The following is a 21,319-nucleotide window of genomic DNA, read 5'->3' on the forward strand; positions in this document are numbered from 1 at the left end:
CTCCATGAGGGAGAAGGCGTTTTTTGCACTATCAAGGGTAACCCGAAGCGCAAACGCAGGCAGCCGGCCGCTGCCTGAACGCACAGCGCCAAGGAAGTTGACCGCCATGTGCGCCAGCGTATTTTGCGCTGGCGTCTTGCTGTTGCCGTTAGCCGGACAGGCGGCGGAAGACAACAAATCCCAGCTCAAAGACATCCAGCAAAGCATCGCCGAAAAAGAGAAGGCGGTTAAACAGCAGCAGCAGCAACGCAGCTCATTGCAGGATCAGCTTAAACAGCAGGAAAAAACCATCGCGCAGGCCAGCCGCCTGTTGCGTGACACCCAGGGCACGCTAAGCCAACTGGGGAAAGACATTTCCGGCCTGAACGCCTCCATCGCCAAGCTGCAAAAGCAGCAGTCTACTCAGCAAGAGATCCTCGCCAAACAGCTCGACGCCGCTTTCCGGCAGGGGCAACACAGTGCAGTACAACTGATCCTCAGCGGTGAGGAGAGCCAGCGCAGCGAGCGTATTCTGGCTTACTTCAGCTATCTGAACGAGGCGCGTCAGCAAACTATCGAAGAACTGAAGCGAACCCGTGTCGAGCTGGCAAAGCAAAAAACCACGCTGGTGGCCAAACAGGGCCAGCAAAAATCGCTGTTGGGCGAACAGCAAACGCAACAACAGAAGCTGGAGCAGGCACGTGGCGCACGTAAGCAAACGCTGACCGCACTGGAAGCCTCGCTGGAAAAAGATCAGCAGCGGCTGGTGGAACTGCGTCAAAACGAAACCCGCATGCGCGATAAAATTGCCCGAGCTGAACGCGAAGCCCGCGCCCGTGCCGAACGTGAAGCGCGTGAAGCCGCCAAGGTGCGCGAGCAAATGCGCGCCAAAGAACAGCAGGCGAAGAAAACCGGCACCAGTTACAAACCTAGCGAAGCTGACCGCTCGCTGATTGCCCGTACCGGCGGCCTTGGCAGACCGAGCGGACAAGCGATGTGGCCGGTTCGTGGCCGCACCTTGCACAGTTTTGGTGAACAATTGCAGGGTGAGTTACGCTGGAAAGGCATGGTTATCTCGGCTGCCGAAGGTAGCGAAGTGAAAGCCATTGCCGACGGCCGCGTATTGCTGGCCGACTGGCTGCAAGGCTATGGTCTGGTCGTCGTAGTCGAGCACGGTAAGGGCGACATGAGCCTGTATGGCTACAATCAGAGCGCGTTGGTCAACGTCGGGGCGCAGGTCCGCGCCGGGCAGCCGATAGCCTTGGTAGGCACCAGCGGGGGTCAGGGAACGCCGGCGCTTTATTTCGAAATCCGTCGTCAGGGTCAGGCGGTTAACCCACTACCGTGGTTGGGAAGATAGATTTGCGCTATATCAAAACCCGTACTGTCGTATTGATTGGCTGTCTGTTGCAGGTTTGCGCCGCGCAGGCGGGGAAGTTGTCCATCGTTATCGATGACGTGGGTTATCGGCCGCACGAGGAAGACGCCGTGCTGCAAATGCCGACGGCGATCTCCGTTGCCGTGCTGCCCAATGCCCCTCACGCCCGTCTAATGGCCACCCGCGCCCACAGCCAGGGCCGCGAAGTGTTGATTCACATGCCAATGGCCCCGCTCAGCAAACAGCCGTTGGAGCGCGATACGCTGCAGCCTTCCATGAGCAGCGAAGAGATCCAGCGCATCATCCGCAATGCGGTGAATAACGTGCCCTACGCGGTCGGGATGAACAACCACATGGGCAGCGCCATGACCTCCAGTCTGCCGGGCATGCAGAAAGTCATGCAGGCGCTCGAAAGTTACCGCCTGTACTTTCTCGATAGCATGACCATTGGCAATAGCCAGGCCACCCGTGCCGCTGCAGGCACCGGGGTGAAGGTCATCAAGCGTAAAGTGTTTCTGGACGATACCGCCAACGAGGCCGATATTCGCCGCCAGTTTAACCGTGCGGTCGATCTGGCACGCCGCAACGGTTCCGCCATCGCGATTGGCCATCCACGTCCGGCAACGGTAAAGGTGCTGCAGCAAATGCTGCCGACGTTGCCGGCCGATATCGTGCTGGTGAAACCCAGTTCGCTGCTGAATGAACCGCAGAGTAACAGCGGCGGCGGCAGTTACGTTCCACCGCCGGTCAAGCCGCAGAAACCGCAGCCGAAGAACCCGTTCACCGGCGGTATCAAGCAGTGCAAGGTCAAGTTGCCGAAGGAAAAAGTCAACGCAGGCAAGGCGATAAGCGTGATCGGCGAAAGCGTAACACAGTCGCCGGCGGCAGAGTTTATCAAACGCCAGTGGCATCGCTGGGTCGGCTCAGCGCCAGACAAACCGAAAGCATAAAATCAGGGCCGGAATCTTCCGGCCCTTTTTACTGTCAATCCCAGCTCAAAACCACTTTTCCGGACTGCCCGGAGCGCATGGCGTCAAAGCCCTGCTGGAACTCATCGATCGAGAAACGGTGGGTGATGATAGGTGTCAGATCCAGACCAGACTGGATCAGCGCCGCCATCTTATACCAGGTCTCAAACATCTCACGGCCATAAATCCCTTTGATAAACAGCCCTTTGAAGATAACCTGATTCCAGTCGATCGACATATCCGACGGTGGAATACCCAGCATGGCGATGCGGCCGCCGTGGTTCATCGCATTCAGCAACGTACGGAACGCCGGTGGTGCACCGGACATTTCCAGCCCCACGTCGAACCCTTCGGTCATGCCCAGTTCGGCCATCACGTCGTTCAGGTTTTCTTTGCTGACGTTCACCGCACGGGTCACGCCCATTTTACGCGCCAGTTCCAGCCGGTATTCGTTAACGTCGGTGATCACTACGTGGCGGGCACCAACGTGCTTGCACACCGCAGCGGCCATAATGCCTATCGGGCCGGCACCGGAAACCAACACGTCTTCGCCAACCAGATCAAACGACAGCGCCGTATGAACCGCGTTGCCGAACGGGTCGAAGATTGACGCCAGCTCATCGGAAATATTGTCCGGGATCTTGAAAGCGTTAAACGCCGGGATCACCAGGTATTCAGCAAAGGAGCCTGGACGGTTCACGCCCACGCCAATGGTGTTGCGGCACAGATGAGTACGGCCGCCACGGCAGTTACGGCAGTGGCCACAGGTGATATGGCCTTCGCCGGAAACGCGGTCCCCGACGTTAAACCCTTTAACTTCCTGACCCATGGCAACCACTTCGCCCACGTACTCGTGGCCGACCACCATAGGGACCGGGATGGTTTTCTGCGACCATTCATCCCAGTTATAAATATGAACATCGGTACCGCAGATCGCGGTTTTACGGATTTTAATCATGATGTCGTTATGGCCCAGCTCCGGCTGAGGCACATCCGTCATCCAAATCCCTTCTTCCGCTTTCAGTTTTGACAATGCTTTCATGGTTTTACCTTATGCAATAACGCCAAGATCCTTACCGATACGAATGAACGCCGCGACCGCACGCTCAATTTGCTCCGGGGTGTGGTCAGCAGACATCTGGGTACGGATGCGCGCCTGGCCTTTCGGCACCACCGGATAGAAGAAACCGGTCACATAAATGCCTTCCTTGAGCAGCGCGTTGGCGAATTCCTGCGCCAGCTTTGCTTCACCCAACATCACCGGGATGATGGCGTGATCGGCCCCGGCCAGCTCAAAGCCCGCCGCGGTCATTTTTTCACGGAACAGGCTCGCATTGGCCCACAGACGATCGCGCAGCGCATCGCCCTGCTCCAGCAGTTCCAGCACTTTGATCGAAGCGGCGACAATCGCCGGCGCCAGCGAGTTGGAGAACAGATAAGGCCGTGAACGCTGGCGCAACCACTCCACCACCTCTTTTTTCGCCGCAGTATAGCCGCCGGACGCGCCGCCCAGCGCTTTGCCCAGCGTACCGGTAATGATGTCGACGCGGCCCATCACGTCACAATACTCATGGGTGCCGCGCCCATTGGCGCCAACGAAACCTACCGCATGGGAATCATCCACCATCACCAGCGCCTGATACTGGTCCGCCAGGTCGCATACCCCTTTCAGGTTGGCGATCACGCCGTCCATGGAGAACACGCCGTCGGTTGCGATCATGATGTGGCGCGCGCCATCGGCCTTGGCCTGTTTCAGCTGCGCAGCCAGCTCGTTCATGTCGTTATTGGCATAGCGGTAACGCTTCGCCTTGCACAAACGTACGCCGTCGATGATCGACGCGTGGTTCAGCGTGTCGGAGATAATCGCGTCTTCCGGCCCAAGCAGCGTTTCAAACAGCCCGCCGTTGGCATCGAAGCAAGAGGAATACAGGATGGCGTCTTCCATACCGAGAAAATCGGCCAATTTCCGCTCCAGCTGCTTATGGCTGTCCTGGGTGCCGCAAATAAAGCGCACCGACGCCATGCCGAACCCGTGGCTGTCCATACCGGCCTTGGCCGCCGCGATCATCGCCGGATGGTTGGCCAGGCCAAGGTAATTGTTGGCGCAGAAGTTGATGACATGGCGGCCGTCGGCAACGGCGATATCAGCCTGCTGAGCGGTGGTGATAATGCGCTCTTCCTTGAACAACCCTTCGCTACGGGCGGTTGCAAGCTGTTGTTCCAACTGCTGATAAAAAGACGCGGACATTCGGTTATCTCCAGGATGGGTCTGTTTTCCACATATTTTACTGATTTGTAACCAAACTGACGACAATACACAGGAGAGAATATGAAAATTGCAGCAGATATCACGGCAAAGTGCTTTGATGCTCGACATCGCGGGATATTCGGAGCCCGTCCGATGTTTGCGGCGGCATGAAATGCTATTATAAGCGGCATTGAGCGTGGGGCACCCTGTCCCACCGGGCAGAATAATAGGGGTAACCCAATGATTATCGTTACTGGTGGCGCCGGCATGATCGGCAGCAATATCATTAAGGCGCTGAATGACACAGGGTATCGCGATATCCTGGTGGTAGATAACCTGAAAGACGGCACCAAATTCGCCAACCTGGTCGATCTGGATATCGCCGACTATATCGATAAAGAAGATTTTATCGCCAACATCGTGGCCGGTGACGATCTGGGTGAAATCGACGCGGTGTTCCATGAAGGTGCCTGTTCATCCACCACCGAGTGGGATGGCAAGTACATGATGGACAACAACTATCAGTACTCCAAAGACCTGCTGCATTATTGCCTGGATCGCGAAATCCCGTTCCTGTACGCCTCATCGGCAGCCACCTACGGCGGCCGTGAAGAATTTATCGAAGAGCGCCAGTTTGAAGAGCCGCTGAACGTGTACGGTTACTCCAAATTCCTGTTCGATCAGTACGTGCGTGAAATCCTGCCTGAGGCGGATTCACAGATCTGCGGCTTCCGTTACTTCAACGTTTATGGCCCGCGCGAAGGCCACAAAGGCAGCATGGCCAGCGTTGCATTCCACCTGAACAGCCAGATCAACCGCGGCGAGAACCCGAAACTGTTCGACGGCAGCCAGGACTTCAAGCGTGACTTTATCTACGTCGGCGACGTGGCCGCGGTAAACCTGTGGTTCTGGAAAAGCGGCGTGTCCGGCATTTTCAACTGCGGCACCGGCCGTGCAGAAACCTTCCAGGCGGTGGCCGACGCGGTCGTCGATTTCCACCAGAAAGGCGCGGTGGAAAACATCCCGTTCCCGGAAAAACTCAAAGGTCGCTACCAGGCGTTTACCCAGGCCGACCTGACCAAGTTGCGCGCTGCCGGCTATGACGCGCCGTTCAAAACGGTCGCCGAAGGCGTGAAAGAGTACATGGCCTGGTTGAACCGCACCGCTTAAGCTGAAGGAAATCATTCAGGGTATGAAAATACTGGTTATCGGCCCTTCGTGGGTTGGCGATATGATGATGTCGCAAAGTCTCTACCGCACCCTGAAGGCCGAGCACCCGACAGCGGAAATTGACGTGATGGCGCCCGCCTGGTGCCGTCCGTTGCTGGCGCGTATGTCGGAGGTCAATCAGGCTCTGTCGATGCCGTTAGGCCACGGCGCGCTGGCGCTCGGTGAACGCCGGCGCTTGGGGCGCGCCCTGCGCGCCAACGGCTACGATCGCGCTTACGTACTGCCGAACTCGTTCAAATCCGCATTGGTGCCGTTCTTCGCCCAGGTGCCACAGCGGACCGGCTGGCGTGGCGAAATGCGCTACGGTCTGCTCAATGATATCCGCGTCCTGGACAAAACCGCCTTTCCATTGATGGTACAGCGCTATGTGGCGCTGGCTTACGACAAGCAACGCATCCATCGCGCCGAAGATCTGCCGCAGCCGCTGCTGTGGCCGCAGTTGCAGGTAAGCGACGAAGAAATTGCCGAAACCACCGCGGCCTTCAACCTGACCGGGAGCCGGCCGATTATCGGTTTCTGCCCAGGGGCCGAATTTGGCCCGGCCAAACGCTGGCCGCACTACCACTACGCCCAGTTGGCCCAGATGCTGATCGATCAGGGTTATCAAATCGCGCTGTTCGGCTCGGCCAAGGATCATGAAGCGGGCGAACAAATCCGCGCGGCGCTGGATGACGACGCCCGAGTATTTTGCATGAATCTGGCCGGGGAAACTCAGTTGGAGCAGGCAGTGATCCTGCTGGCGTCCTGCCAGGCCGTGGTCAGCAACGACTCTGGCCTGATGCACGTTGCAGCGGCATTGAACAAACCGCTGATAGCATTGTACGGCCCAAGCAGCCCGGATTTCACGCCGCCGCTGTCCGATAAAGCCAAAGTGATCCGCTTAATCAGTGGTTACCATAAGATACGCAAAGGCGATGCCGATCAGGGTTACCATCAGAGCCTGATCGATATTCAGCCACAGCAGGTGTTGGACGCGCTGACGCCGTTACTTGCCGCCAGCGAGGAATAAGTAAGCATGCAGGTGTTGATTGTAAAAACCTCCTCGATGGGAGACGTGCTCCACACGCTACCGGCGTTGACCGACGCCATGCAGGCCATTCCCGGCATTCGCTTCGACTGGGTGGTGGAGGAAGGTTTCAGCCAGATCCCCACCTGGCACCCGGCAGTAGACCGCGTGATCCCGGTGGCGATCCGCCGCTGGCGCAAAAACTGGTTTGGCAGCGAGACCCGTCAGGAGCGTTGCGATTTTAAACGTCTGGTGCAGGAGCGCACCTACGACGTGGTGATCGACGCCCAGGGGTTAATCAAAAGCGCCGCATTGATCACCCGCATCGCCAAAGGCAGCAAGCACGGCCAGGATGCCAAGAGCGCCCGCGAGCCGTTCGCCAGTTGGTTCTATAACCACCGTCATGACATCGACAAACAGCAACACGCCGTGGAGCGCACCCGCGAGCTGTTCGCCAAAAGTCTGGGCTACGACAAGCCGGAAAGCTACGGCGATTACGCCATTTCGGCGCGCTTTCTCAGCCACCTGCCAGCCGATGCCGGGCAATACCTGGTGTTTTTGCACGCGACGACCCGCGATGAGAAACATTGGCCTGAGTCGCACTGGCGGGAATTGATTGGGCTGATGGCGCCAAGCGGATTGAAGATAAAATTGCCGTGGGGCGCGGAACACGAACGCCTGCGCGCGCTGCGTTTGGCGGAAGGCTTCCCGCACGTCGAGGTGCTGTCAAAACTCAGCCTGCAGCAGGTCGCCGAGGTGCTGGCCGGCGCGAAAGGCGTGGTCTCGGTCGATACCGGTCTCAGCCATCTGACCGCTGCGCTCGACAGGCCTAATATCACGCTGTTCGGCCCGACCGATCCGGGATTGATCGGCGGCTATGGGCAAAATCAGCATTCCCTGATTTCTCCGGAAAAAAGCATGGCGACGCTCAGCGCTGACGCAGTCTGGGCAGAGTTGCAAAAGGTTATTTGATGAAAAAACTGCACATTATCAATTTAGGGAAAATGGGTGGTGTCGAACGTCTGTTCCTGCAGTATATCAACGACACGACCGATGGCAGCAACGACGTCATTTGCATCAGCGGTGAGGTCGGTGAAGAAATCCGTCGGCAAATGCCTGACCAGAAGATCACCTTTGCCAACAGGTTGATTAACGCGTTCCCGCTGCGTTGCCCGCAATTCTTGCGCAAATACCTGCTGAACAGAAAAATCGAGAAAGCCAACGCCGACGTAGTGATTGTCTGGGATCTTGTACCCGGCCTGGCAGCGAAACCTAAACGCGGCAAACTGATTTATTATGATCATGGCTGCTCCTGGCGCTATCCGAAAAATCCAAAGACATTACGATTCCTCGCCATGCTGGACGGCTGCATCTCCGCGTCTTACGCCTCAAAGCGGGTGATGGCGCTGCGGTTTAACCTGCCCTGCCCCAATCACGTGGTGATTAACCGGCTTAAAACCCCTATCGGTATTCATGATAGTTTGAAGCCACTGAGCCAGCCGGTGAGGATAGGCACGGCGTCTCGTCTGGTGAGCCTGAAAGGCATCAGCGTTTCATTGCTGACGCTGCAAGAGTTGCTGCGCCGCGGGCATGATGTCACCCTGGAAATCGCCGGCAAAGGGCCGGATCGGGCGGCGTTTGAAGCACTGGCAGAAAAACTCGAACTGGGCGATCGGGTCACTTTCAGCGGCTTTCAGGATAACGTGGCCGACTTTTTCAACCGTACCCATATCTATATGAGCACGCCGATTACCGAACCCTTCGGCTTATCCTGTATGGAAGCGTTGTATTTTGGCGTGCCGGTGATTTTCCCGCAGGTGGATGGCCAGCCTGAAGTGATCAAGGACGGGCAGTGCGGTATTGGGCTGACGCCTACAGTGACAATCGAAGAACATTGCCGACTGACCGGTATCAAGGTGGATTTCCCTCACGATGTTTACGATCCGGCTACCGATGCCCTGGTGGTGCCAAAGCTGCTGTCGCACCTGGAATGCGCGGATGCGGTCGAAAGGCTGATGGTACCTGAAACCTACCAAACCATGAGCCGAAATGCGCAGCGTTACCCCGTCGAACATTTCAGCTACGCTATGTTCAAGACCGAGTTTGATGATTCGCTGAAATCATTTATTACCCAAACGTAATATGAGCAGGAAACCCAGCCCCATGCTGCTAAAAGAAACAACTCCACATCCCGCCTTCAGCTATCTTATTTATTTGGGATGCGCTATCGCTTTTTGCACGATCCCCTTTGGCTCCGCCACCGGGCGCAATCTGTTTTATATTTCCAGCTATATCTCGTTCATCGCCGTCTGCCTGAACATAAAGTATTTTGTTAAAAACAAAAAAAACTTAATTCTGCCGATTCTGTTTTTCTGCGTAGGTATGGGAAGCATTTTCTGGTTGCAGCACTTCAAACAACCGGGCGAGTACATCAATATTTACCGTTCCTATATGTCGACCGGGAAATTGCTGATCGCCACCGCGTTTATCCTGTTGATTGCGTTAAATGAACGGCTTTGCATGCAGCGCGCGTTTGTTGTCGTCGCGCTGGCGACCGGCATCGCGGTCAACGGTTATTCGCTTTACCAAGGGCTGTGGCTGGATATTCCGCGTATAGAAATCAACTTCGATCGCGCCACCGTCGCCGCCTACCTGATTACCGCCATCAATCTGGTGATGCTGCAGGCGATACTGATGCTACGCAGTAAGTACCGTATTCCTTTGTATATCATTGGGTTCCTGGTTACGTTCTCCACGCTGGTGCTCACTGGAACGCGGGCGGCCATGTTGGTTTACCCGGTTGTTATCGCCTTGTCGATACTGGCAACGAAGAACCTGATATCCCATAAGCACAAGATGCTACTGATAGCTTCGGTACCTGTGCTGCTACTCGTCAGTGGTCTTGTCTTCAAATCACAGATAGAACAGCGCATTGATGATTTTAAAACCAACATGAAGCTGGTCAGTACGCCGGAAATCGACAATTCCATCATATCCCGTATTACGATGCAAAGAATCGGCTTACGTACCGGTACGATGGCACCGTTGGGACAATCTGCAGAGCAGCGCGGCGAGGAAATCAAGGCCATTGTCGCCAAGCAACCCGAACTGTACGGCGTTATGCCTTATATCAATGTGCATCTGCATAACGAACTGCTGGAAACCTACTCGCTCAAAGGTGTTTGGGGTGTGCTGTTTTTATTCGCGCTCTACGTTGGCTTATTCGTCAGTTCTCTTAAGCCGCACCGTAATGCGTTATTGTTAGGGGTGACATTCAGCCTGTTTGTTTACGGGCTCAGCGACGTTCTCTTCTTCAGCACCGAAGGCACGGCAATATTCTGCCTGGCGATAATTGCCAGCGTGCTGTCGATGAAGAAAATGCCGGTTTCCCAGGATTGAACGATATGAACTCATCACCGCCGCTGCTCAGTTTTATTGTGCCTTTTTACAATAATGAGGATTTCGTTGTCGCCAGCCTGAGTTCACTGTTCGACCAAATCGGCGATGATATTGAAGTGGTCATCATTGACGACGGCTCAACCGATGCTTCCGCCGATCGGGTACGCCAGTTGTTGGCAGAGATCCCACACCCGCATGTGACCTTTATCTCGCAGAAAAATGGCGGCATCGCCTGTGCCCGGAACATCGGGCTGCAACACGCGCGTGGGCGTTACATTACCTTCCTTGACGGGGACGATTTGCTGAGCGGTGACTACCTGGCCATTCTGCGGCCATTGCTACTGGCGGATGAAGATGACCTGATCGACTTTAATTATCAAAAGTTTATCGATACCCCGCCAATGCTGCCGCACCAGACAACCGCCCGCCGCAGCGTTTATGATTTTGACAACCAGGGCCTGTCCTGCCTCACTCCGCTGTTTGCCCGCTCAATGTGGCATCTCTGGAGCCGGGTCTATCGGCGTACGCTGTTGGAAGGGGAATCATTCGAAAACGGCCGGCGCTATGAAGACGTTATCTTCACGCCGTTCCAGTATTTCAAAACCCGGAAAATCGCCCATCTCGACCATGAGCTTTATTTCTATCGGGATAACAGCCAGGGCATCACCCGCAACGTCAAAGCCAAAGATATTGAAGATATGCTGTTTGCCATCGGCAAAACGCTGCGTTTTATCGATCAGCGCCCGCATGATGAGCCCTTGCGACAATTGGCGGCCTTAATGCTCGCCAACTGTTTCTCGGAAGTGAAAAGCATGTCGAAAGCGCTGTACGGCTACTACCATTATGAGCCGGAAGCGCTGCGCACCTTCAACCGCGTGGCTGAGGTATGCCGCAACAGCGGCGTACCGCGAAAAAAAATCCGGCAAATGCGCTACGCCCGGGTCGATACCTGGTTGTCAAAAATCCGCTGGCGACTGAGAACGCGCGAAAAACACGCTTAATTCAATGACAGATGCTCCACCACCTCAGCATAAATACGCTGCGGTTGGATCACGCCCATCGGGCTTTCAGCTTCCAGCGGCATAGTGTAACCGGTGCGGGAAACCTGAATAATCCGATGAAGCTCCGGATCCTGAATGGGCCCGGTAGAACGTGAATCAGCCGTGACGAACAGGCTGATGGTTTTTACTTTCAGCGCGACCGCCAGATGCAGCGGCCCGGTATCGCCGGTGATCAGCACATGGAAGCTGTCGATCAGCGTCAGCAGCGCCTGCAATCCCGTTTTACCAATCCGGTTGTCCACGCAAACCCGGGTTTCAGGGTTCACCTGGCTCAGGAACTGCTGCGCTTTCCCCTCATCAAAAGGGCCGCCAATCAGCACAATACGCACCTTGCCGTGTTTGGCCACCAGTTCGTCCGCCAGCCGGACGAAATGCGAGACCGGCCAGCAGCGTGATTCGGTAGAGGCGCCCAGTTGAAAACCAACAGTACAGTGCTCGCTACTTTTGATACCCGGCTGATAAGGCGCGGGGATTTCCATGGTGGGATCGTCACTGCGACAACCCAAAATTGAAATCAGCTCCAGCTTGCGGCGAATAAAATGACCGTAATAATGGAAGATATAATTGGTTAGCCAAGGTTCAAGCCCGCAAATCCCGGAGCTGTAGTTATCGCGGATAATATATTTCGCACCGGATAATACCGCGCTGATGATGTCGTACGGCAGATGCGAATGCAGGATCAGCGCCAAATCCGGCTGATGCTCGCGCAGTGACTTCAGCAGCGGCCGCATACTCTTGATTTTACTGTCCCAATACACCACGCGATCGTAGTAGCGGCCGTTCTCCACCAGTTCCTGATTCTTCTTGTGCACCACCAGCGTAATGTGCGCATCGGGATAGCGTTCCCGCAGCGCGGGGGTGTTGAACATAAAATCACCCAACGCCGTGGTCGAATAGATGACGATATTGTCAAACTGAAGCCGACTGTCGAAAGTCGCCTTATCCTGGAAACGGCCGGACTTTGCGGTATAACGTCGCAAAAACCAATCCGCGACCTTAATTTTCCATTTTTTCGACATGTCAGTTCACTTTAAGTTGATAATATTCGGCCAGCGTCATGCCCACCGTACGCTGCTGTAGCCAGGCGAACAACTGCTCTAAATCGCGATACAGCACTTCAATATCCTGCTCGGTTTTAAACGTCGGGCTGCCGCCGGGCATAAACTCGGAAGAGTGCAGCATAAACTCGACGTAGTCATGTCCCTGCAACAGGCAACGTTCGGCCACCTGCTGCATTTTTTCCAGATTGCCGCCGCTTGGCCGCAACCAGTTTACCGACGGCGAACGCTGCTTGCCACGCAACCGATCATAACCCTGCTTGAGCGTATTCATCAGCGCAGAATGCTTATACTGGATGCTCATCGGCACTTCCAACAGCGTTGAGGCTCCCGCTGCGGCGATATTTTCCGGATCGATAAAATAGGCCTGCGACGGGAAGTGCCGGTAGTCGGTACCGCCGTTCCCTTGCGGGTTGCCCGGCGAATATTGCCAGTTGACGCGTGGCGTGACCGAGCAATCTACCTGATAACCATATTCCAGCAACAACGCCGCATAGTACTCGTTAAACGCCCAGCGCCCGGCGCGATGGCTGAGCATTTTGGTCTGGAAGGCATCTTCCAGCAGCTTGGTCATATGATCGACCTTGGCGCGAATTTGTTCGGCCGGGTATTCGATCAGATAAGGTTTGTGCCGCCAGTCATCGTCGGTCAACGGCGTCAGAGGCGGGCTGTTCCAGGCGTGCAGGTGCATTCCTACTTCCCCGGTACCGCGCGCAATCACATCGCGGGCAAACTCGACGTATTCGGCATCTACCGCCATTTCATAGTTGGTAAGATACACCGGCTTGAAGCCATATTTCTCACACAACGCCTGAAAGCGCGGCAAAAAGCGCGTGTTTTCGGTCGAAATACGATCGTGGTTTTGCCACAGATTGTCGCCTTCGGTATCAATGGTGATGAGAAACGCCGGTTTAGTCATAAATATCGAGCCTGATATCAACAGAATGCATTATGTTACGCAGGGCGTTTCGCCAGGGCAAACGACTTTACTGCCTGGTTTGGACAACGTTGAAGACCTTTTGTCTCTCCTTCGCGCTATTTTTTCACTTCGCGGCAAGAAAACCGTGCAACAGTAGCCACATGCGATCGGGTCATTTAGAATCAAATATTGGTTTCCCTGAAAGCGACTCATGATGAACGACGCGCCAGCCCTAGCTCCTGATACTTCGATACAGCGTATTCTGATCGTTAAACTTCGCCATCACGGCGACATGTTGCTGACCACGCCGGTCATCAATACCCTGCGGCAAAACTACCCGCAGGCGCAGATCGACGTGCTGCTGTATAAAGAAACCCAGGATATGCTGGCCAGCCACCCGGCGCTGTCGAATGTCTTCGTTATCGATCGCCAGTGGAAAAAACAGGGTACGAAAGCTCATCTGCGCCACGAACTTAACCTGATCCGGCAGCTCAAAGGCCAACGTTACGATCTGGTGGTCAATCTGGCCGATCAATGGCGCAGCGCCATTATCGCCCACCTGACCGGCGCGCGCATTCGGCTGGGTTTCGATTTGCCCAAACGGCGAGGCTTCTTATGGCGCCATTGCCACACGCATTTGGTGCCGGTAAGCGATCACGCGCGGTTGCATACCGTTGAACAGAACCTGTCCCTGTTGCGGCCGCTCGGTCTGCCGACCCTCAGCCAGCAGGTGACCATGAGCTATCCGCCGCAGGACTGGCAGACCTGCGAGCAGTTGTTACGGCAGCAGGGCATTACCGGCGATTATATCGTGGTACAACCTACGTCCCGCTGGTTCTTCAAATGCTGGAGCGAAGAAAAAATGGCCGCCACTGTCAGCGCGTTGCAGGCCGACGGCCACCGGTTGGTGATCACCTCTGGGCCGGACAAAAAAGAGCGGGAAATGGTGGAGCGCATTCTGGCGCTCTGCCCGCCGCAGGGAGTCGTTTCGCTGGCCGGCCAGTTAACGCTGCGTCAGCTTGCCGCCCTGATCGACCACGCTAAACTGTTTATCGGTGTAGACTCGGTGCCCATGCACATGGCCGCTGCGCTGCAGACACCCTGCATTGCACTGTTTGGCCCTTCCAAGCTGGTGTTTTGGCGCCCATGGCAGGTTAATGGCTGCGTGATATGGGCCGGGGACTTCGGCACCTTACCCGATCCGGACGCCATCAACACCGGCACCGATGAACGTTACCTGGACCTTATCCCTACAGACGCGGTGATTGCAGCCGCGCGGAGCCGGCTAGCATGAAAGCATTTCGTTTGGCGATCGTTCGTCAAAAGTATCGCCCGGACGGTGGCGCCGAGCGTTTCGTCTCACGCGCTCTGGAAGCACTGGAGCAACAGAACCTCGATCTGAACGTTATCACCCGCGAATGGCAGGGTGAAACCCATCCGAACTGGCATATTCATTTGTGCAATCCGATAAAGCTTGGGCGCATCAGCCGTGAGCGCGGTTTTGCCGAGGCCGCCAGAGCGCTGTGGCAGAAAGAGAAATTTGATCTGGTGCAGAGCCACGAGCGTATCCCCGGCTGTGATATTTACCGCGCCGGCGATGGCGTTCACCGCCGCTGGTTGCTGCAAAGAGCGCGTTTGCTGCCCGACTGGCGCCGCAAATGGCTGTTCTCCAACCGCTATCACCGTTACGTAATGTGTGCGGAACGTGCGATGTATGCCGCGCCGGAACTGAAAGCGGTCATCTGCAATGCGGAAATGATTAAACAGGAAATCATCGACGACTTTGGGGTTCCGGCCGATAAAATCACGGTGATCTACAACGCCATTGATAATCAAAAATTTCTGCCGGCCACGGCCGAGCAGCGGCAGCAATTGCGTCGGCAACACCAGATCCCTCAACAGGCGCACTGCCTGATTTTTGTCGGCTCCGGCTTTGAGCGCAAAGGGCTGGCCGCCGCCATCCGCGCTGTCGCGGCCACGGACAGTTATCTGCTGGTCGTCGGTAAAGATAAGGCTGAAAAGCGCTATCAGGCGCTGGCACAGTCGCTAGGGTGCGGCGATCGGGTGCGGTTTATGGGCGTGCAAAAGCAGACGCTGCCGTTCTATCAGGCCGCCGATGCACTGCTGTTGCCAACGCTGTACGACCCGTTCCCTAACGTGATTCTGGAGGCAATGTCCTGCGGTCTGCCGGTCATCACCAGCACCACCTGCGGCGGCGCGGAATTTATCGCTCAAGGGCAAAACGGCTTCGTTACCGATGCTCTGGATGTCCCCGCCCTCGTCACGGCGATCAAGGCATTGCCACGCCAGGCACTGGGTTCCGCCATGGGTGAAGCCGCGAGAGCACGTATCATGTCTGCCACCCCGGCGCACCTGTCGGAACAGTTGATCTCCCTTTATAACCGGCTGCTGGATTAACTATGCGTATTTTGATGATTATCGATGGCCTGCCCGGCGGCGGCGCAGAAAAAGTGGTGCTGACGCTGTGTCAGGGCATGCAGGAAATGGGCAATGACGTCAGCCTGATTTCGCTTCGCGACGTCTGTAACTACCCTATCCCGGCCGGCGTTCATTATCAGGTGGTTGCGGATCACAGCCGCACCCCCTGGCGAAAACTGACCGAGCTGTCACGCCGCGCCGCCGCGCTGGATCGGGTGATCGCCGATAACGAACGCCAGCAGGGTGCCTATGATTTGGTGTTCTCGAACCTGCATAAAACCGATCGCATCGTCAGCCGCAGCAAGCTGCTCTCCTCGGATCGCCTGTGGTTTTGCATCCACGGCATGCTATCGACTTCTTATCTCGGCCATCGCAAGGGCCTGGATCGCTGGCTGAAACAGCGGAAAATCGCCGGCGTTTATCAGGGCCAAAATATCGTCGCCGTCTCACAGGCCGTCGGGGACGATCTGCAACAAAACCTGCCTATCCACCCGAACCGGTTGGCAGTCATCAACAATCCGTTTGATATTGCCGCCATCGAACAACAGGCGGCGGAACCCTGTGAACTGGCGGGTCAGGAATATCTGGTGCACGTCGGGCGCTTTCATCCGCACAAGCGGCACGATCGCCTGTTGAAAGCCTATGCGCAATCGGGCATACAGGCGCCATTGGCACTGATTGGCGCCGGCAGCGAAGCCAACGTAGGGGAAGTGAAACAGCTGGCCAATCAGTTGGGCATCGCCGACCGCGTACTGTTCCTCGGCTTCCAGGCCAACCCTTATCCCTTTATTCGGCACGCATCGCTGCTGGTGCTCAGCTCCGACAGCGAAGGCTTTGGCAATGTGCTGGTGGAAGCGTTGTTATGCGGTACGCCGGTGGTCAGCACCCGTTGTCCAGGGGGGCCTGCGGAAATTCTGGAAAAAGCCGGAATGGATAACGCACTGGCAGACCTCAATGAAAAATCGCTGGCGGAAAAAATGGCAAAAATTTATGCCCAACCTCCGGAGATTAATCACCAGCAGTTGCTGAACTATGGACTAAAATCTATTTGTCAGCGCTATTTGGCGCTCAAGAAATAAATAAGGGCAGGGAATTCCCTGCCCTTACTTTAATTAATCGAACGTTTGTATTTTTTGCCAGACATCGTCAACGGACACATCAATACAATCACCCGATTCGGTCTGCAGAATGTGATAACGCCCCGTCCAGGGATGCCAGGATTCTTTATCCGTATCGCCAAAAAAGACCACCATATCTTTATTCAACGCCGCAGCCAGATGCATCTGCCCGCCATCGCTGCACAATACCCTGTCGCATAAATCAAAACCGGCCAGTAATTCCCTCACCGAGGCCGTCGGGTAAAGCGCCACGCGTTCATTCTGACACAGCGCCAACAACTGCTCTGCACGTTTTTGGTCACCGATATCATCAGGCGTCAGCGTGCCTTGCGGGGACCAGAAAATCAGCACTGCGGTGTTCTGATCGGCGACTAAGCGATTGATAATTTCGGCATAGCGTTCTATCGGCCAACGACGTTTAGGGCTGCGACTGCTGATATGGACCGCGCAAACTCGCCCGACAGGCGGCAAGAGTTTCTGCAAACGTTGCGCCGCCTGCTGACGCTCTTCCGGGGCCAAAAACACGCGGACCGGCGGGATCGGGATGCGCTGTTCGGTAATCGCCGATAAGTAGCTGTAAGTATGCTCTACCTGATGCTTGCCGCTGAAATTTTCCTTACGGAAAGGATGATGAATATCAGACGTACCTAAATCTGCGCCGATAATATTGCTTACCCCCGCCATTTTCGCCAACCGCAGGCTGTACTTGCAAGGAACCGGGTTGGCCAGGATCGCCGCGTCGAATTTTATTTTTCGCAACTTAATAAAAATCATCAAACGCTCAAAATAAACCCCTAATGTCGTTTCATTTTTCGCCTTGTGCTTTGCCTTTTTATAGACGAAAACCTTTTCAAGGTGCGGGTTGTTTTTAACGACATCCTGGCTGACTTTATTGATTAACAGATAAAGTTTGGCATCCGGATAGGCAATTTTCACCCCTTCAATCAAAGGAGTCGTACAAACAAGATCGCCAATATTGTCACGGCGAATAATTAAAATATTCTTCATTCCAAGCCTATCAGCGAAATCTCTCGCCTGTTGTCTAAAACTGACACCAAAGGTTACCAAATTAGCGCCTTTCCCTTCCAGTTATGGTACTATTCTGACTAACCCATATAAATGAAATTGATAGAATGTTGCTGCGTTTATATCAGGTACTACTCTACCTCATCCAACCCCTGATCTGGCTCCGCTTACTGCTGCGTAGCCGCAAAGCTCCAGCCTACCGTAAACGCTGGGCAGAACGCTATGGCTTCTGCGCCGGAAAAGTGGTGCCGGGCGGCATCATGCTGCATTCCGTCTCCGTGGGGGAAACGCTGGCAGCCATCCCGTTGGTCCGCGCGCTGCGCCACCGCTATCCCTATTTACCGATTACTGTGACCACGATGACGCCAACTGGTTCAGAGCGCGTTCAGTCCGCTTTCGGTAAAGACGTTCATCATGTTTATCTGCCTTACGACCTGCCCGGCTCCATGCGCCGTTTCCTCGATCAGGTGAACCCCAAGCTGGTTATCATCATGGAGACCGAGCTGTGGCCAAATCTGATTAACGCACTGCATCAGCGTCAGATCCCGCTGGTGATCGCCAACGCACGCCTTTCCGCTCGCTCTGCCGCCGGTTATAAAAAAATCGGCGGTTTTGTCCGCGATATGCTGCGCCGCATTACGCTAATCGCCGCGCAAAATCAGGAAGATGGCGAACGCTTTATCGAACTTGGCCTGAAACGCTCGCAGCTGACCGTGACCGGCAGCCTGAAATTCGACATTTCCGTCACTCCCGAGCTGGCTGCACGCGCGATCACGTTACGCCGCCAATGGGCGCCGCGTCGCCCGGTGTGGATCGCGACCAGCACTCATGAAGGAGAAGAAACCATTCTGCTGGCGGCACACCGCAAGCTGCTGGAAAAACATCCCGACCTGCTGCTGATCCTGGTGCCGCGTCACCCTGAACGTTTCTCTACCGCCAAAGAACTGGTGCAGAAAGCCGGTTTCAGCTACACCCTGCGCAGCAGCGGTGAAATCCCCTCCGGCAGCACCCAGGTGGTGATTGGCGATACCATGGGCGAACTGATGCTGCTGTACGGCATTGCCGACCTGGCCTTTGTCGGCGGCAGCCTGGTGGAACGCGGCGGGCATAATCCGCTGGAAGCCGCTGCACACGCCATTCCGGTGCTGATGGGGCCGCATATCTTCAACTTTAAAGATATCTGCGCCAAGTTATCGCAGGCCGAAGGGCTGATCACCGTGGCCGACGAGGACTCGCTGGTCAAGGAAGTCGCCACTCTGCTCACCGACGAAGACTATCGCCGCTATTACGGCCGCCACGCCGTGGAAGTGCTGTATCAGAATCAGGGAGCGCTGCAGCGCCTGCTGCAACTGTTGGAACCGCACCTGCCGCCACGGAGCCATTAAATGAGCGACCGCAAAAGCCTGTCGGTGGTGATCATCGCCAAGAACGAAGCCGGGCTGCTGCCGGATTGCCTGAACTCTGTGGCCTGGGCGGACGAAGTGGTCATTCTCGATTCGGGCAGCCAGGATGACAGCATCGCCATTGCCGAAAACCTCGGCGCCAAAGTGTTCGTCCATACCGACTGGCAGGGCTTCGGCAAACAGCGCCAATTGGCTCAAAGCTACGCCAGCCACGACTATATTCTGATGATCGACGCTGACGAGCGCGTCACCCCCGAACTGCGCCAATCGATTGAACAGACCTTGGCCGCGCCTGACGACAATCAGGTCTACAGTTGTGCGCGCCGCAACCTGTTCCTTGGACGTTTTATGCGTCACAGCGGGTGGTATCCGGATCGCGTCAACCGGCTGTACGCCAACCGACGCTATCGCTATAACGACGATCTGGTGCATGAATCGCTCAATATCGGCGCCGCAAAAGTGGTGCCTCTCAGCGGCGATCTGCTACACCTGACCTGTCGCGACTTTTTCGCTTTCCAGCGCAAGCAGCTGCGTTATGCCGAAGAATGGGCCAATCAGCGTCATCAGGCCGGCAAGCGCTGCGGTTACTCCTCCATACTGACTCATACTTTCGGCGCCTTCTGCAAAACCTGGCTGCTGCGCGCCGGCTTCCTCGACGGTAAACAGGGGTTGCTGTTAGCCGTGGTCAACGCGCAATATACCTTCAATAAATATGCCGCATTGTGGGCATTGGGCCGCAACTCTTCAGAGAAGTGAATCATGACCAGTAAAGCCATTTATCCCGGTACTTTCGATCCCCTGACTAACGGCCACCTGGATTTGGTGACGCGCGCGTCATTGATGTTCGATCACGTCATTCTGGCCATTGCCGCCAGCCCAAGCAAAAAACCGCTGTTCACGCTGGAAGAGCGCGTGGCGTTAGCCACCCAGGTGACATCGCATCTGGATAATGTCGAAGTGTTGGGATTCAGTGAGCTGATGGCGCATTTTGCCGCCCACCAAAATGCCAATATTCTGGTGCGCGGCCTGCGTGCGGTGTCTGACTTTGAATATGAATTGCAGTTGGCGAACATGAACCGCCACCTGATGCCAACGCTGGAAAGCGTGTTCCTGATGCCTTCCGAAGAGTGGTCGTTTATCTCTTCCTCCCTGGTGAAGGAAGTGGCGCGCCACGGCGGCGATATCGCACCTTTCCTGCCGGACGTGGTCACCCAGGCACTGATGGAAAGGCTCGCCGCACAATAATCAGCGTTGGCAGCGGCGGCAGAAGAAGGTACTGCGCTGCCCGTGTTTAGCGGATTCAATCGGCGTGCCGCACGCGCGGCAAGGCTCACCCGCACGACCATACACCTGCAATTCTTGCGCGAAATAGCCTGGTTTACCGTCCGACTGCAGGAAATCGCGCAGCGTGGTCCCCCCTTGCTCAATCGAGCGTAGCAATACCGCCTTGATAGTCTCCACCAGCAACTCAGCTTCCGTTTTGCTCAGCGAACCGGCCGGGCGATCGGGCAGGATCCCGGCGGTGAACAGTGATTCGCTGGCGTAGATATTGCCAACCCCTACGACCAGCTTGTTATCCATCAGCCAGGGTTTGATCAGCGTGCGCTTATTGCGTGACTTTTCGTACAGGTAGGCGCCAGTAAAGGCTTCACTTAGCGGTTCCGGCCCAAGGTGGGCCAGCACATTGCTGTTCGCCAGGTCTTCGCACCACAGCCAGGCGCCAAAACGGCGGGGATCGGTATAACGCAGCGTCATGCCGTTGCTGATCACCAGATCAACATGGTCGTGCTTACCGGCTTCGGTTTCCTCAGCCAGCATACGCAAGCTGCCGGACATCCCCAAATGGACGATAATCCAGCCGTGGTCCAGTTCAATCAGCAGATACTTGGCGCGGCGTTGTACGCTGCGTACCGGCCGGTCGCTCAGCGCCAGAATTTGCTCGGAAACAGGCCAGCGCAGCCGCGCGTTACGCACCACCGCATACTGAATGCTATGGCCGACAAGATAAGGTTCAATACCACGTCGGCTGGTCTCAACTTCTGGTAATTCAGGCATCTGGCGCTCTCCCGTCGGTTTTCTACCCTTAT

At 55.8% G+C, this 21,319-nt stretch carries 20 protein-coding genes; 14 read left to right on the forward strand and 6 right to left on the reverse strand.

The window, feature by feature from the left end; all coding sequences use genetic code 11:
• Positions 1-4 precede the first annotated feature (4 nt).
• Together envC and SPL01S_RS22940 are read left to right on the forward strand one after the other, a co-directional pair.
• The gene (gene envC, locus SPL01S_RS22935; protein WP_063202985.1) at positions 5-1,339 is read left to right on the forward strand and encodes a murein hydrolase activator EnvC; all 1,335 of its coding nucleotides are present in this window, start codon (positions 5-7) and stop codon (positions 1,337-1,339) included.
• Positions 1,340-1,341: 2 nt separating this feature from the next.
• Positions 1,342-2,307: a divergent polysaccharide deacetylase family protein gene (locus SPL01S_RS22940; RefSeq protein ID WP_063202987.1), complete on the forward strand. Its 966-nt coding sequence runs from the start codon at positions 1,342-1,344 to the stop codon at positions 2,305-2,307.
• A gap of 34 nt (positions 2,308-2,341) precedes the next feature.
• On the opposite strand, the gene tdh is transcribed toward SPL01S_RS22940, so the two are convergent.
• Positions 2,342-3,367: an L-threonine 3-dehydrogenase gene (tdh, locus tag SPL01S_RS22945; RefSeq protein WP_004953275.1), complete on the reverse strand. Its 1,026-nt coding sequence runs from the start codon at positions 3,365-3,367 to the stop codon at positions 2,342-2,344.
• A gap of 9 nt (positions 3,368-3,376) precedes the next feature.
• Complete coding sequence (kbl, locus tag SPL01S_RS22950; protein ID WP_004953277.1) at positions 3,377-4,573, reverse strand: glycine C-acetyltransferase; 1,197 nt, start codon at positions 4,571-4,573, stop codon at positions 3,377-3,379.
• Between the two features lie 240 nt (positions 4,574-4,813).
• On the opposite strand from kbl, the gene rfaD reads away from it, so the two are divergent.
• The 6 genes from rfaD to SPL01S_RS22980 are packed head-to-tail and all read left to right on the forward strand — an operon-like array spanning position 4,814 to position 11,209.
• Positions 4,814-5,743: an ADP-glyceromanno-heptose 6-epimerase gene (gene rfaD / locus SPL01S_RS22955; protein ID WP_004953280.1), complete on the forward strand. Its 930-nt coding sequence runs from the start codon at positions 4,814-4,816 to the stop codon at positions 5,741-5,743.
• A 22-nt stretch (positions 5,744-5,765) separates the two neighbouring features.
• A complete protein-coding gene (gene rfaF, locus SPL01S_RS22960; RefSeq protein WP_063202989.1) occupies positions 5,766-6,812 on the forward strand; it encodes an ADP-heptose--LPS heptosyltransferase RfaF in 1,047 nt (348 codons plus the stop codon).
• Between the two features lie 6 nt (positions 6,813-6,818).
• The gene (rfaC, locus tag SPL01S_RS22965; RefSeq protein WP_063202991.1) at positions 6,819-7,781 is read left to right on the forward strand and encodes a lipopolysaccharide heptosyltransferase RfaC; all 963 of its coding nucleotides are present in this window, start codon (positions 6,819-6,821) and stop codon (positions 7,779-7,781) included.
• Positions 7,781-8,950, forward strand: coding sequence for a glycosyltransferase family 4 protein (locus tag SPL01S_RS22970; protein ID WP_062869063.1), 1,170 nt, complete (start codon positions 7,781-7,783; stop codon positions 8,948-8,950). The genes rfaC and SPL01S_RS22970 overlap by 1 nt, the downstream gene beginning before the upstream one ends.
• 22 nt (positions 8,951-8,972) lie before the next feature.
• Positions 8,973-10,208: an O-antigen ligase family protein gene (locus SPL01S_RS22975; protein WP_063202993.1), complete on the forward strand. Its 1,236-nt coding sequence runs from the start codon at positions 8,973-8,975 to the stop codon at positions 10,206-10,208.
• Between the two features lie 5 nt (positions 10,209-10,213).
• Complete coding sequence (locus SPL01S_RS22980) at positions 10,214-11,209, forward strand: glycosyltransferase (RefSeq protein WP_063202995.1); 996 nt, start codon at positions 10,214-10,216, stop codon at positions 11,207-11,209.
• Here the strand turns inward: SPL01S_RS22980 and SPL01S_RS22985 are convergent.
• A complete protein-coding gene (locus tag SPL01S_RS22985) occupies positions 11,206-12,288 on the reverse strand; it encodes a glycosyltransferase family 9 protein (RefSeq protein ID WP_063202997.1) in 1,083 nt (360 codons plus the stop codon). The genes SPL01S_RS22980 and SPL01S_RS22985 overlap by 4 nt on opposite strands.
• Position 12,289: 1 nt before the next feature.
• Positions 12,290-13,246, reverse strand: a complete 957-nt coding sequence (locus tag SPL01S_RS22990) for a polysaccharide deacetylase family protein (RefSeq protein ID WP_006328908.1) — start codon at positions 13,244-13,246, stop codon at positions 12,290-12,292.
• A 211-nt stretch (positions 13,247-13,457) separates the two neighbouring features.
• On the opposite strand from SPL01S_RS22990, the gene rfaQ reads away from it, so the two are divergent.
• The 3 genes from rfaQ to SPL01S_RS23005 are packed head-to-tail and all read left to right on the forward strand — an operon-like array spanning position 13,458 to position 16,764.
• Entirely contained in the window at positions 13,458-14,540 is a 1,083-nt protein-coding gene (gene rfaQ, locus SPL01S_RS22995; protein ID WP_063202999.1) for a putative lipopolysaccharide heptosyltransferase III, read from the forward strand.
• Entirely contained in the window at positions 14,537-15,664 is a 1,128-nt protein-coding gene (locus SPL01S_RS23000) for a glycosyltransferase family 4 protein (protein ID WP_063203001.1), read from the forward strand. The genes rfaQ and SPL01S_RS23000 overlap by 4 nt, the downstream gene beginning before the upstream one ends.
• 2 nt (positions 15,665-15,666) lie before the next feature.
• A complete protein-coding gene (locus SPL01S_RS23005; protein WP_063203003.1) occupies positions 15,667-16,764 on the forward strand; it encodes a glycosyltransferase in 1,098 nt (365 codons plus the stop codon).
• Positions 16,765-16,797: 33 nt separating this feature from the next.
• Here the strand turns inward: SPL01S_RS23005 and SPL01S_RS23010 are convergent, their stop codons facing one another.
• Positions 16,798-17,811, reverse strand: coding sequence for a glycosyltransferase family 9 protein (locus SPL01S_RS23010; protein WP_063203005.1), 1,014 nt, complete (start codon positions 17,809-17,811; stop codon positions 16,798-16,800).
• A gap of 125 nt (positions 17,812-17,936) precedes the next feature.
• Here SPL01S_RS23010 and waaA point away from each other — a divergent pair, with 125 nt between their 5' ends.
• Genes waaA through coaD form a run of 3 tightly spaced genes read left to right on the forward strand, consistent with a single transcriptional unit; the run spans position 17,937 to position 20,477 of the window.
• Entirely contained in the window at positions 17,937-19,214 is a 1,278-nt protein-coding gene (gene waaA, locus SPL01S_RS23015) for a lipid IV(A) 3-deoxy-D-manno-octulosonic acid transferase (protein WP_006328922.1), read from the forward strand.
• Complete coding sequence (locus SPL01S_RS23020; protein ID WP_063203007.1) at positions 19,215-19,988, forward strand: glycosyltransferase family 2 protein; 774 nt, start codon at positions 19,215-19,217, stop codon at positions 19,986-19,988. It begins immediately after the preceding gene.
• Positions 19,989-19,991: 3 nt separating this feature from the next.
• On the forward strand, positions 19,992-20,477 hold the full coding sequence (coaD, locus tag SPL01S_RS23025; protein WP_062789450.1) for a pantetheine-phosphate adenylyltransferase: 486 nt from the start codon (positions 19,992-19,994) through the stop codon (positions 20,475-20,477).
• Here the strand turns inward: coaD and mutM are convergent, their stop codons facing one another.
• Positions 20,478-21,287: a bifunctional DNA-formamidopyrimidine glycosylase/DNA-(apurinic or apyrimidinic site) lyase gene (gene mutM, locus SPL01S_RS23030; RefSeq protein WP_013815027.1), complete on the reverse strand. Its 810-nt coding sequence runs from the start codon at positions 21,285-21,287 to the stop codon at positions 20,478-20,480. It lies immediately after the preceding gene.
• Positions 21,288-21,319: the final 32 nt, after the last annotated feature.

Source organism: Serratia plymuthica NBRC 102599 (assembly GCF_001590925.1).
GTDB lineage: Bacteria > Pseudomonadota > Gammaproteobacteria > Enterobacterales > Enterobacteriaceae > Serratia > Serratia plymuthica.